Annotated in this window: 12 protein-coding genes; 6 read left to right on the top strand and 6 right to left on the bottom strand. The window is 50.5% G+C overall.

Annotation, left to right across the window (positions count from 1 at the left end; all coding sequences use genetic code 11):
• Positions 1-302 precede the first annotated feature (302 nt).
• From AB9P05_RS22105 to AB9P05_RS22085, 5 genes are all read right to left on the bottom strand, one after another.
• A complete protein-coding gene (locus tag AB9P05_RS22105; protein ID WP_371911015.1) occupies positions 303-1,694 on the bottom strand; it encodes a serine hydrolase domain-containing protein in 1,392 nt (463 codons plus the stop codon).
• Positions 1,695-1,825: 131 nt separating this feature from the next.
• On the bottom strand, positions 1,826-2,284 hold the full coding sequence (locus AB9P05_RS22100; RefSeq protein ID WP_371911014.1) for a VOC family protein: 459 nt from the start codon (positions 2,282-2,284) through the stop codon (positions 1,826-1,828).
• 113 nt (positions 2,285-2,397) lie between these two features.
• On the bottom strand, positions 2,398-4,029 hold the full coding sequence (locus AB9P05_RS22095; protein WP_371911013.1) for a tail fiber domain-containing protein: 1,632 nt from the start codon (positions 4,027-4,029) through the stop codon (positions 2,398-2,400).
• A 120-nt stretch (positions 4,030-4,149) separates the two neighbouring features.
• Positions 4,150-4,644 carry a DUF2231 domain-containing protein gene (locus tag AB9P05_RS22090; protein WP_371911012.1) on the bottom strand — a complete coding sequence of 165 codons (495 nt, stop codon included), beginning with the start codon at positions 4,642-4,644 and terminating at the stop codon, positions 4,150-4,152.
• 3 nt (positions 4,645-4,647) lie between these two features.
• Positions 4,648-4,974, bottom strand: a complete 327-nt coding sequence (locus tag AB9P05_RS22085; protein ID WP_371911011.1) for a hypothetical protein — start codon at positions 4,972-4,974, stop codon at positions 4,648-4,650.
• Positions 4,975-5,133: 159 nt separating this feature from the next.
• Between AB9P05_RS22085 and AB9P05_RS22080 the strand changes: the two genes are divergently transcribed.
• The 4 genes from AB9P05_RS22080 to AB9P05_RS22065 all read left to right on the top strand — a co-directional run bounded on the left by AB9P05_RS22080 (position 5,134) and on the right by AB9P05_RS22065 (position 8,654).
• Positions 5,134-5,610 (top strand): DinB family protein, encoded by a 477-nt coding sequence (locus AB9P05_RS22080; protein WP_371911010.1) that lies wholly within the window; start codon positions 5,134-5,136, stop codon positions 5,608-5,610.
• Between the two features lie 100 nt (positions 5,611-5,710).
• Complete coding sequence (locus AB9P05_RS22075) at positions 5,711-7,135, top strand: MBOAT family protein (protein WP_371911009.1); 1,425 nt, start codon at positions 5,711-5,713, stop codon at positions 7,133-7,135.
• A 2-nt stretch (positions 7,136-7,137) separates the two neighbouring features.
• The gene (locus AB9P05_RS22070; protein WP_371911008.1) at positions 7,138-8,049 is read left to right on the top strand and encodes a hypothetical protein; all 912 of its coding nucleotides are present in this window, start codon (positions 7,138-7,140) and stop codon (positions 8,047-8,049) included.
• A gap of 68 nt (positions 8,050-8,117) precedes the next feature.
• On the top strand, positions 8,118-8,654 hold the full coding sequence (locus AB9P05_RS22065) for a YciI family protein (RefSeq protein WP_371911007.1): 537 nt from the start codon (positions 8,118-8,120) through the stop codon (positions 8,652-8,654).
• Here AB9P05_RS22065 and AB9P05_RS22060 read toward each other — a convergent pair.
• Positions 8,651-9,331 carry a haloacid dehalogenase type II gene (locus AB9P05_RS22060; RefSeq protein WP_371911006.1) on the bottom strand — a complete coding sequence of 227 codons (681 nt, stop codon included), beginning with the start codon at positions 9,329-9,331 and terminating at the stop codon, positions 8,651-8,653. The two genes, AB9P05_RS22065 and AB9P05_RS22060, sit on opposite strands and share 4 nt — an antisense overlap.
• Before the next feature lie 171 nt (positions 9,332-9,502).
• On the opposite strand from AB9P05_RS22060, the gene AB9P05_RS22055 reads away from it, so the two are divergent.
• Positions 9,503-9,820, top strand: coding sequence for a PadR family transcriptional regulator (locus AB9P05_RS22055; RefSeq protein WP_371911005.1), 318 nt, complete (start codon positions 9,503-9,505; stop codon positions 9,818-9,820).
• A 9-nt stretch (positions 9,821-9,829) separates the two neighbouring features.
• On the top strand, positions 9,830-12,508 hold the full coding sequence (locus AB9P05_RS22050; RefSeq protein WP_371911004.1) for a permease prefix domain 2-containing transporter: 2,679 nt from the start codon (positions 9,830-9,832) through the stop codon (positions 12,506-12,508).
• Positions 12,509-12,787 lie beyond the last annotated feature (279 nt).

The raw sequence follows: 12,787 nt of genomic DNA, 5'->3' as shown, positions 1-12,787 counted from the left end.
TTTATTAATACCCACCGGCCTCATACCGGCATTGTCTTAATAATTTATTCACTTCCATCCTAAAATGCACAGTCAGGTATAAGCTTATTCAAATTTTGTTAAAAAAATGATATTTCAAGGTATCATAATGATAACAAATAACTGATTGTTTGTGCATCTAATGTAGCGGAATGCATTGGTATAGACGCCTTTAACCGTTTTGCCAAAATCGTCATACCCTCAGCTTTGACTCACAAATAATCAATAAGACAGGCCGGTGACCACTCTTTAATGTGTTTGATAATACCAGTGAGGTATGGATATCACTTCCTCTTTTTAGTGCCTTCCAGTATGGCATTACCCTGGTTAAGCAGCTTAAACGTCATGCCGGAGTCCGTAGCCTCAAATACGAAGAACAACTCATAGTCTGCAGGGAAAAAGCGGTTTTCTGCCGAAGGGTAAATTTCGATAGTCGGCACCCCCTGGCCTTTGATCTTCAGCCCCCTCGCCGTCTTTGTAAAGTTCAGGTCCGTCTGCTGGTTCGTTCTGTACGCTCCGGCATACCTGTCCAGCAAGGTATCAGGTACCGTTACCACTTCGGGAATCTCGCCACCCCACGATAGCTTTCTGATGATCTCCTCACCAAAAGGTATCACCTGCTTCACCACCTCGTTGCAAATGATACTGCCATTGTCGCCATTTGTGAGTACAATGACGGCACTATTTGCCTGCGGGAGCATCACCATTATAGTCGCTACCCCCTTGTCTCCACCCTCATGGCTCAGGGAATAGTGGCCGCCTGGCAAGTCCTGCACCAGTTGCCAACCCAGTCCCATAGAGGCGTTATCGTGGATCGCTACCTGGGGGGTAATCATTTCTGCGTATAGGCTGTCTCCGATAAAATCCGGCTTCATGGCCCCGATAGCAAAGTGTGCCAGATCCCCTGCAGAAACGATCAGGTCATCCGCAGCACTTACCTCAGGCGTAGCGTAAGACACATCATAGGCTTGCCCGTTACTATCATACCACCAGGCAAAGCGGGCCGTATCCTCATCCGGCAGCCATGCCAGCGTAGCGTCCTTCATGTCCAGTGGGGTAAATACCAGCGAATCCGCCAGCATATTCAGGTCCTTGCCAAACCGGGCTTCCAGTGCCTTACGCAGGTACTCCATTCCCTCGCCGCTGTACTGGTACCTGCTTCCCGGCTCACTGTGTATCGTTAGTTGCCCTTCAGGCTCCATCCGTCGCCAGTTTTTAAACCCTGTGGTGTGCGTGAGGCTGTGGCGGGTCGAAATCGCCCGGTGGCGTGGGTCCGCCTCCACATCTTCATCCACCCACCAGGAGTGCAGCGGCTCATCCAGCGACCACTCGCCGCTTTGCACCAGCCGCAGCGTCGTTATGGTAGTCACCGGTTTAGTAATAGACGCCACATTAAACAGCGTATTGGGTGGCGCCTGGCGGCCGTCCTGGTGAGAGCCATAGGTAGTGGCATGTACTACCTTCCCCTCACGCACCACAGCGATGCCTACTGCGGGGACGTTATGCGCTGCCTGCAAGGCCGGCACCAGGCTGTCCAGCAGCGCAGGCACCTCTTCCCTGATTACCTGTTGTTGAGAGTCCCGTAGGGGAGTATCAGAGGGGGCTTGGTCGGTATCACAAGCAGTGAGGCAGGCTACCACTACGCCGGCCCCTAGTAGTAAGGTGCGTCCTTTCATATTCAATTAGGTTTTCCTGCTCATGTTAGAAAAACCTTTGAGAGAAACCTTATGACTTTATGTAGATGGTAGATAAGGTATATGGAAGTGGCAGCCCCTTATCTAAGCACAAGCAGGGTAGGGGCGGCTGACTACGCTTCGTCTGACCAGTGCTGTACTTCTACAATATTCCCCTCCGGATCTGTAAGGTAGGTGAAGGTAAGCAGGCCCACGCCCTTCACCGCGTGCTGCACGACCTTACCTAAGGCCCCGCCTCCCGCATTTATCACACGTTGAGTGATATCCTCCACGTCATCCACAGCAAAGGCAATATGCCCGAACCCTTTGCGATTCGCAGCCGGACTTTCTTTTTCCAGCATATTATCGTAGGCATATATTTCCAGGGTGGGGCCGGTCTTCCCATGGCCGGGCAGCCGCAGGTGCATCCCCCTCAGGTGCGCATGACTTACGCCCGTGCCATCATCCAGCCAGCCACCCCGCAGGTCGCGTGCCGGTGGTACCGGCTCACAGCCGAATACCTCGATATAAAAGTCAGCCAGCCGCTTCCAGTCGCCTGCTATGATATTGGTATGGACGTATTTTATGGGCAAATGAAAATGTTAATTACTTAAAGAATAATATAGCTTAAAAAAGGCACGGCAATCTAAAAAAGAAGGGCCACTTACGTATGGGTGGCCCTCTGTTTATTTAAACACTGTTTAAGTTACTTTACCAGGATCATTCTTTTTGAATCAACCTCCCTTCCATCAGCTATAAGCGTATATATGTACATGCCGGGCTGGAATCTGTTTCCATCTATCGTTATTCCGCTATCCCCCCGGCTGTTTATGCCTATATTATCCAACTGCCTGCCATTCATATCGAAAATGAGCAAAGAGGCTTCTGTGACCTGTTCCGAAAGGTAAAAGGTGATTTCTGTTCGCTGACTATATGGGTTTGGGCTGTTTTGAAAGAGCAAAGACGATCTTTCCGCACCGGTTTCCAGCAGGTTATTCGCGTTTCTTTCCGATTTGCCGGCTGTTTCATACGTAGCCAGCCTGCTTTCCAATCCTTCGATCGTCTCGCTCATCTCCTGCATGGCCCTGATCAATACGGGAATGAGTTCCTGGTACCGTATTCCGTACCGGGCATCTTTTTCCGGAGTCAGTGCCCTCCCCTCCTTGTCATACCTGATATCCTTATTTGGGTCGTATACCACTTCAGGGATCACCTTCTGTACCTCCTGGGCCAGTAAACCCGAGTGAAGGCCTTCCTGTGGCTTATCTTTCCACTGAAAGGTCACAGGATTTAGCTGTTTGATATGTTCCAGGCCATAAGGCAAAGGCTCTACCTTTTCCTTTGATCTGGCATCCGATATATTAATAAAGTTATCTGCAAATACATCATTCCATGCCCTGCTTCCTGAGTTACCTATATCTGCATTGATACCAAAGTTCGGCCAAAGATCACCATCTATTACCACTACGTCCGAAGATATACTCCTGGTAATAGTAAGTATCTCATTAAATGAGCCACTCTCCTCCCTACCTAGCTTCAGGGGATCATCATTACTGGCAATAAAACTTGAGGAAGTACTATACCCCAGGTAAATCGCAGGCGCACTGCTTGGCCCTACTCCAAGCGCGTAGCTTGGCACCGTAGACGATGTTGCATTTTTATCCTGTACATATAACGTGAGGTCTTTATTAGCAGTAGATCCCTGCACTTTCAGTTTTGCAGAGTTTCCGGACCCTACATTTGATGAGGTGGTACCTATACCAATGTTTCCATTAGCATTAATGACCACATCAGGCCGTATTTGTCCTGCCCCCTGAGTTTTTCCAATAAGCATCCGGCTATTATTACCAGGACCTGCATCATAAAATATGATGGCATCTCTGATGCCACTGGAACCACTGGTCCCTGATAATATATTGCGGTCTGCAAGGGCCATGTTTACAGAGTACACATCAAACTGGTGGCGCGTACCGTAAATAGGGAGCCCCGAGATACCAGGGCTACCAGGTCCCCCGATAGAGGTCCAGACATCCCCTGTGCTTTCCTGGCCATAGTCACCGGTCAGGAGGTGACCAATATTAGAGACATTTGTAAAGCTACTGCCCTGCACCAAAAAGCCCACGCGATTGGCTACACTATAGCGTCCGGAACTGGCATTGAAAGAAGAAAAACCGGAGGAGGGTATGCCCACCCCGACTCTGCCCTGGCGAGCGATAGTAACTGTTGTATTGGAACTGCCCGGGGTCTGCCAAAATTGTGATATGGCGGGTTGGGCAAAAAGCATCAGGCATGCCGCTATCAGCAACATTCTCCTGGAGTGTTGTGGTTGATTTTTCATAGGATTTTTTCTTATAATTTAATGAATATCAGGTAATTAAATACGTGATTTTCCAAAAAATACTATGAATTGTAATGGGCTGTAAGACTAGGTAATAATCAGGTAAATTTACTATATCATTTAAAACCCCGTACAGTCACCATCCGGTGTATACACTCCGCCGGCCTGCTGGTAGACCACCGTTGCGCCAAGGTGTCCCGCATAAGAGATAGCAGCAGTACCACCTGTCAGTAACAGCACAACTAGTAGCGTAGTCCAGGCCTTTTTTTGCAGGTGAAAAATGTAGCGTGCTATTTCCAGTAAGGCGGCTGCTGAAAAGATATAGGCTGAGGTATTAGCCCAGAAGAGATGGTCTTTTAGTACACTCGGGTCGCAGATGGTCCGCACCACCACCTCATAAGCCTGGTCACCGGTATAATAGGCGACCCAAAACAGCGCCACGCCGGAGAGGAGCAGGAGGGAAGTACTAAAGCGAAGATAGGGTGCAAAGCTTTTTTGCCTTACAAAAAGATATACCAGGCCACAGAGAGCAGCCATGGTAAGAAGGGCTATGGGAAAGTGTACGGACAGAGGGTGTAATAGCTCTGTCCGCCACATTGATGGTATCTGCAACATGTGTTATTGCATGATCTTTACCGTAACAGGCTCCATGCGCTGGCCTTTTTTCTCTACGGTCACTTCTACTTTAGCGCCTTCCTGCAGGTCTTCAAATACAGCCGAGTTGCCGTTCATAGTCACCTGAGTCTCATCAGTAAAGTATAGTTCAAGCTTTTTACCATTATCAAGGTCCACGTAGATCTCAGTCTCTTCGGCTTCTACCTCTGAGATAGTGCCCATGTATGAGCCAGACTCTACTACGTCGTATGATTCACTGCCTTCGCCACAGGCCTGCATCATTACCAGGGCCACAAGCGAAAAGGCCAGTGTGAAAAGTACTTTTTTCATAATTCGTTTGATTGTTGTTAACGTAAAAAGTAAGTCACAGCCACCCCAAATTGTTAGCTGTTAGTGCAAACTTAAGTCCTCACAGAATAAAAGCAACTGAAAATACACAAATCCCTTATGAAGCAGTTAGACGGTTAAATACATTAACCAATTAGCTAAATGGAAGAGACCGCCTACCTACGCAAACAGATTGTCAAGCACCTGAAGGGAGGAGAAGCATTTATGCCCATAGACCAGATACTGGATGAAATGCCCTATGAACGCGCCGGAGAGGTACCGGCAGAACTGCCTTACTCCTTCTGGCAGCAACTCTACCACCTCAGGTATGCACAAAAGGACATACTCGACTTCAGTACAAACCCTGATTACAAAGCCCCTTCCTGGCCCGGTGATTACTGGCCGGATAGCAAAGCACCCGCCAGCCGGCAGGAGTGGGAAGAGACCATAGCTGCCTACCAGGATGAGCGTGAGCAATTCGTGCAACTGGTCTCCGATGAGCAAAACGGTCTGTTCCGCACATTTGATCATGGCAGCGGGCAGACCTTGCTGCGTGAGGCCCTGCTCGTGATCGAGCACAGCGCCTACCACACCGGCCAGATGCTCGTCATCATGCGTCTGCTCGGCCTGCATGACTAAAGAAGAAGGCTCCATACCTTTCGATTAAAATGCCTATCTTTCGCGCCGAAAAAATTCAGGTTTGTGGTGAGCGGACCTGATACAGGACGTAAAGAGAGGAATGCTTTTTAATTCAATAGATTTTGCCATTTTTCTGCCGGTAGTTTTTGGGCTCTACTGGTTTGTGCTGAATAAGAACCTCAAAGTCCAGAACCTCCTTATCGTAGTGGCCAGCTACGTGTTCTATGGCTCATGGGACTGGCGCTTTCTTTTCCTTATTGTACTCAGCACAGGCATCGACTATTCCATCGGTATTGCCCTGGCAGAGGAAGATAGAAAAGGCAGACGTAAGCTCCTGCTATGGTGTAGCCTCCTCGCAAACCTCGGTATACTCGGGTTCTTTAAGTACTATAACTTCTTTATAGACAACTTCATTACCGCCTTTACATTCTTTGGCAGCCGGCCCGATGTCCGCATGCTGGATATTATTTTACCGGTGGGCATCAGTTTCTACACCTTCCAGACACTCAGCTACACCCTGGATGTCTACCAGCACAAAATGACCCCTACCCGAGACTTCGTCGCCTTCTCTGCCTTCGTTAGCTTTTTTCCCCAGTTAGTGGCAGGCCCTATTGAAAAAGCCAGCCACCTCCTCCCACAGTTCTATAAAAAGAGAACATTTGATTATGCCTTTGCCGTATCCGGAGCCAGGATCATCGTATGGGGCCTCTTCAAGAAAATGGTAGTGGCCGATAATGCCGCCATTATAGTCGATGGTATATTTACCAATTATGAAGCCCAGTCATCCCTGGCTCTTGTGCTGGGCGCAGTGCTCTTTGCCTTCCAGATATACTGCGATTTCAGCGGGTATTCAGATATTGCTATTGGTACAGGGCGCCTTTTCGGCTTCGATCTTATGACCAATTTCCTCTTTCCCTACCTCTCACCTAATATCAGTGAGTTTTGGAAACGGTGGCATATTTCCCTCTCTACCTGGTTTAGAGACTATGTATACATCCCCCTGGGAGGCAGCAGGATATCCCAGGCCGTAGCCCTGAGGAACATCGCCGTCGTATTTCTGGTAAGCGGATTCTGGCATGGAGCCAACTGGACCTTCATTGTATGGGGAGGTATACATGCCATGCTCTACATCCCCGTTTTTATGAAACGCAAGGCCAGCACCACCCTCGCCACCACGCCCCATATGGCCGCTACCCTGGGCAAGACCCTGATAAACTTCATCATTGTGACACTTGCCTGGGTTTACTTCCGGTCAGATTCAGTAGGCATGGCTAATGACTACCTGATCAGGATGTTTTCCGGTGGGGGTAAGGCAGCCTACTTCCTGATTTCCTCCAAGTACATGCTCATCACCGCGATCTCCTTTGGTTCCATACTGCTCTTACTGGCAGTGGAGACCTATGCCTTCCGCCGTCAGCAAAAAGAAGTGCTGCTGGATAGCCGCCTCCTGCTGGGCCTATGCCTCATGATACTCTTCGTCGGGGCGCTCAAAAACCACGCAAACTTCATATATTTCCAGTTTTAGACATGCGAAAGTTTCTTATCAGATCCGCCGTCTATTTGGTTATTCTCCTGCTCATTGCCAACGGCCTGGCCGCCCTGGCATCCTATAGCCTCAGGCACTCCGCTTTTTATAAAAGCACCTTTTTAGTCCATAGCTTTGATGAAGGTACCCGCTTCGATTATTTCCTGCTTGGCAGCAGTCGGGGACTCACGACGCTCGATACCCACCTGGCCGATAGCCTAATGGAAACAAACGGGATCAATCTTTCTATGGATGATACCGACCTTAAGTCTCAGCTATTGATGATGCGGCATTTTTTCAGCTCCGGCTACAAGGCAGACGTCTGCGTACTGGTACTGGATAAGGCACATTTTGAGAAAACCTCCGGTAAGCTCGGCAATAACGATTACCGCTTTGCCCCATTTGCCGCGAGGGATTATGTATATCAGCACTTTATGAAATACGAGGAAGGCACGGTAAAGCCCCTTGCTTACTCCGCCTGGCTGCCCTTTCTCAGTTTCTCCTACTATAACCTCGAGCTTGCCATCCCCTCCCTGCTCACCGCCCTTAAGCCGGAGCGCAGAAACCGCTTCGATGAGCGCGGCAATTATACCTATCCCGTCAGGAAGTATAAGGAGCAAAAAGCAGACAAGGAAGAGATCGCCGAGGGCCATATAACCAATCCTCGCTTAGGTGAATTTGTCGCCCTGGCGAAAGAGAATAACTGTCGCTTACTATTCTATGTGGCCCCTTATCAGAACATACACTATACCGAAATCCTTAGTCATTTTCCTGCCTCAGTTATTAATCATACCGGCGTGATAAAAGACGATAGCCTGTTTTTTGACCACCTGCATGTAAACACCATTGGCCGCAGAGAAGCCACCAGGTCGTTTGCAGAAGCCTATGAAAAGGCGATGGCCAATGGACAATAGTACCATCCGTTTCTCGCAAAATTCCTTATTTTAGATAAGTCAACCCATTCCACCCCATTCCACCCAACATGAAAAATTTATCCGTCTCCCTCATACTGCTGGCAGCGACACTCTTTTGTCTGAATGCCTGCGACACCACCGGTACCGGAGAGCAGCAGGAGCCTCCTGCCAGTGATAGTACTGCCCAAGCTGAAACTGAAGCGGCCCCTACGTCAGGCTATGACTCGCTCAAAGCCAAAGCTTACGGAGCAGATGATTATGGTATGCGTAAATATGTGATCGCTTTCCTGAAAAAGGGGCCTAACCGTGAGCAGGACTCTGTGAAAGCCGCCGAACTGCAGATTGCCCATATGAAAAACATCTCACGCCTGGCCGAAGAGAATAAGCTGGTCCTGGCAGGCCCCTTCTTTGGAGACGGCGAAATGCGGGGCATATATGTATTTGCCGTTAACAGCATAGAAGAGGCCCAAGCCCTTACCAATACTGACCCGGCCGTACAGTCCGGCAGCCTGGAAATGGAGCTCAAAGAGTGGTACGGCTCGGCCGCCCTTATGGGGCTTAATGAGGTGCATGCCTCGCTAAGCAAATCAGAAATTACCGACTAGGCCCTGCTTAGCGCGCGCAGGCCGTCTGGTAGTTCCAGCAGCGTTTCTACTGTAATATCCGGTGCGCCTGCCAATCCGTAGGGCCGCGTCTTGCTTCGCTGTACATAGCACGTATGCCAGCCTGCCCAGGCCGCACCCGCTATGTCCCAGGGGTGAGCGGCTACCATCAGGCATTGAGCAGCCCCCACACCTGCCTGCTCCGCCGCCCAGGCATACACCTCCCTGTTTGGTTTAAACTTCTCCACGCCCTCCACGCTGAGTAACGCATCAAAGCTGGCCGTGAGCCCCGCATACCCCATCTGGCTTTCCAGGGTCTCCCGCCCGCCATTCGTAAGGGCGACCAGCCGGTAGCCGTTTTTCTTTAGGCCCGCCAGCCCTTCCTGTACATCAGCATGTGGGGACAGGCTGCGAATAGGCTTCAGCCATTCCTTAGCCTCTGCCTCAGATAATTTTATTCCCTGTTCTTCTGCCACCATTCTCAGCGTTTCCGCCCCTATATCGCCAAAGTCTGCATACCGGCCACCGGCTGTCATTACTAGTGAGTAGTGCAGGAGAGTCGTAAACCATCTGCTCACCGTTTCATCCGAAAAACCGCCGTTCTTCTTCAGAGATCCTCTTAACTCAGAGAGGTCCAGCAGTGTCTCGTTTACATCAAAAAAGCACACAGGTTTATCCATAGTCATCGCCTTTACAAGTTTTACACTACATCAATAGGCTTTCCGCCGTATTGTTCAGGCCCCTGCAAGTCAGTGATTCGCCTTTTACAAAAACATATTCTACAAGTATTGAATAAATAGTAATATTTGCCTATCATTACATACTACAAATGTTAATGAAATAAACGTAGAATGAACCTCGGTTATCTTGAAGAGACTATTCTCCTCCTCGTTATGCTCATGGAAGAAGATGCCTACGCTTATGCCGTAAGTAAAGAATACGAAGAGCAAACCGGAAAGGGCATCAGCATTAGCGCCGTACATACCGTACTGACCCGGCTGGAAAAGAAAGGCCTTATTGAAAGCGATATGGGAGGCGCCACCGACGAAAGAGGAGGGAGGCGAAAGCGCATATTCAGAGCCACACCCGCCGGGCGTGAAACGGCCGAGGCCCATAAAGCAGCCCGCTTCAGGCTATGGAATCAAATACCCGGCATGGATCCCCGCTAAGCACATTCCATGAATACCAACCGCACCCCCCGCCATACACCTCCCCGCTGGGCCACCAGCCTGCTTCGATGGTATTGCGATGAGGACATGCTCGAAGAGATACAGGGCGACCTCGAAGAGGCATTTTCTGATCGCCTCCACACCCATGGCCTGGCTTATGCCCGCCGTAGATACATACAGGACGTACTTACCTTTATTAAACCCTCCGTCATCCAAAAATTCCGTATCCACAAACAGTACCCCCCCATGTTCAGAAATTACCTTCGTATCGGCCTCCGCAGTTTATTGCGTAAAAAATATTATGCCCTCATCAATAGCATAGGCCTCATACTCGGGCTCTGCTGTGTTTGTCTTGCCTTCCTTTACCTCAGGCATGAGCTCAGCTACGATACCTTTCATGAAAAGTCAGAACGGACCTATCGCCTTTCCTACGGCTACCGTGATCAGCTATATTCATGCCTCCCCTTCGATGGCTTCTATGGTTCCACCCCGGAACAACAGCAACAGGTACGCGACGAAATAAAACGCCTGGATGGCGTAGAGGCCGTTACCCACTTTGTTACCTCCTATAGCGCCATCACTAACGCCCGGGAAACAAACTACGTCACCCTTTCTGATGGTAAGCAGTTTATAGAAGACCAGATACTCTATACCAACCGCGGTGGGGAGTTCACCCGGATATTTGACTGGCCCCTCATAGCAGGGGGCAAAAACGCCCTCAGTCAGCCTTACACCGCCGTGATCAGCACCACCCTCGCCGATACATACCTTGCCCCCGCCGGTGACTATGCCAGCCTTATCGGTCAGCGTATTACCCTTGACTCTGTAGACCTGCAGGTGACCGGTATCATGCAGGACCTGCCCTCATACTCCCACGTCAGCTTCCGCCTCGCTGTAAACCTGCCCCGCATCCCCGCCTGGGGAGCCTACACCTACCTCACCCTGCAACCCGGAGCCAGTGTGGAGGAGACCCGCAAGCGTATAAACGAGGTATACCTGCGCATGAATCCAGAGGCAAAAGACGACCTCCTCGACCGCGGAAGGATCCTCACCGCCCTGGAAGACATACACCTGCAAAGCGACATGCTCTATGAATTACAGCCGCCCGGTGATGTGCGTTACCTCTACCTCTTTGCCCTGGCCGGCCTTATCATACTCTTCATCACCATCACCAACTATACCAACCTCTCTGTAGCCATGTATGCCGGACGGCAAAAGGAAGTAGGCCTGCGCAAGGTTATGGGCGCTGCCCGCATAGATGTCGCCGGACAGTTCCTGTTTGAGGCCGTGCTCCTCACCCTTATTTGCCTCCCTTTTGCCCTGGCACTGCTTAGCCTCGTGCTGCCCCTCTTCAATCACCTGATGGGCATGGAGCTAACCAATGATTTTGTCAGGAGCCTGCCTCTCTTTATCAGCCTGTTCGCCCTTTGCTGCATCACAGGCCTCCTATCCGGAGCTTACCCTTCCCTCACCCTTGCCGGAAAGAAGATGTCCCGCCTGTTTCACGATACCGTCAGTACCTCCGGGCGTGCTATGAGCCTCCGCCAGTCCCTCGTAGGGTTTCAGCTCATTCTCATCATCGCCCTCAGCAGCGGCGCATGGTTCATTCATCAGCAAATGCAATACATAGCTCAAAAAGACCTGGGGTTTGACGAACAGCATGTGCTCTACTTTCCTGTGGAAGGCCTCAGCATATATGAGCCCCTTAGGCAGAAGCTCCTGCAGTCACCCGCCATACAGCACGTAGGTACCGGCTCACTGCCCGGCCGTGAGATGTTCAACCAGACCACTTATACCCTTGATGACAGGGAGGAGGTATTCAGCGATGGCACCAACCTCTACATGGACCTTGGCCTGGTAAGGCTGCTCGGCATCGATCACCCCGCCCTGGAGCAACTGGAGCAGGGTAAAGAAGAAGTGATGATCGTAAACCAGACAGCCGCTGCAAAACTGGCTGCCCTCTTACCCGGCCAATCCGCGGCTGCCGCTATTCCCGGACATACCCTTGTCCTTGAGCCCGAATATGTCAATGAAGAGGGAGAGGCCGGCCTCCCCTTCACCATCGACGGCGTCATTAAAGACTTTCACTTCTTTACCCTGCGTGACCGTATCACCCCCATGTTTCTGCAGGTGCGATTCAATGCCTCCTGGAGTTACAATGTGGTAGTAAGAACCACCGGGGAGGATTTTTCCACCACCCTCGATTACATAGAGTCCTCCTTTAGAGAGGTGTCACCCGATGTCCCTTTTCAGGTAGCCTATATGGACGACCGTATTGCCGGTCTGTACAAGAAGGAGCGCCAGATAAGCAACCTCACCACCTCCCTCAGCCTCGTAGCCATATCCCTTTCCGTACTCGGGCTGCTCGGTCTTGTATCATTTATGACCTACCGCCGCCAGAACGAGATCAGCATCCGTAAAGTATTCGGTGCCAACGTCCGGGAGATCCTGCTGCTCATAAACCGTGAGTTTATCTACCTTGTAGGCATAGCCACCCTCATAGCAGCCCCTCTTGCCTGGTTCGGCATAAATGCCTGGCTCCAGCACTTTGCCTACCACATACAGCCCGGTTGGGAGATCATTATGCTTGCCGGTGGTATAGCCCTGCTGGTAGTCATGGCCCTCGTGAGCCTTCAGTCACTGCGCACCGCCCGGCGCAATCCCGCCTCAGTACTCAGACAGGAATAACCAAGGCCCTACCATCATTTAAAACCCTCTGTCAGGCATAAGCTCACCCCGGACAGAGGGTTTTTATGTTAAGCCCAATCGGCACCCGTCGTCAGGCTTCCGCTACGTGAGCCATTCATAAATGCCCTCTTTTACCGACTGTATTAATCGCCCCACACCTGGTCGGCGCGTATTACGGCAGTTCGTCTTTATTTTTCATCCGCCCGACTACCGGAAAGCTACATCACGTCTTTTTTCTTCATAAAGCCAATACTATTCTTTCTTTCTTCATAAAAAATA

The sequence above is a fragment of the Roseivirga sp. BDSF3-8 genome, assembly GCF_041449215.1.
GTDB lineage: Bacteria > Bacteroidota > Bacteroidia > Cytophagales > Cyclobacteriaceae > JBGNFV01.
The sequence above is the reverse complement of the archived record's forward strand: the minus strand, read 5'-3'. Positions and strand labels throughout refer to the sequence as shown.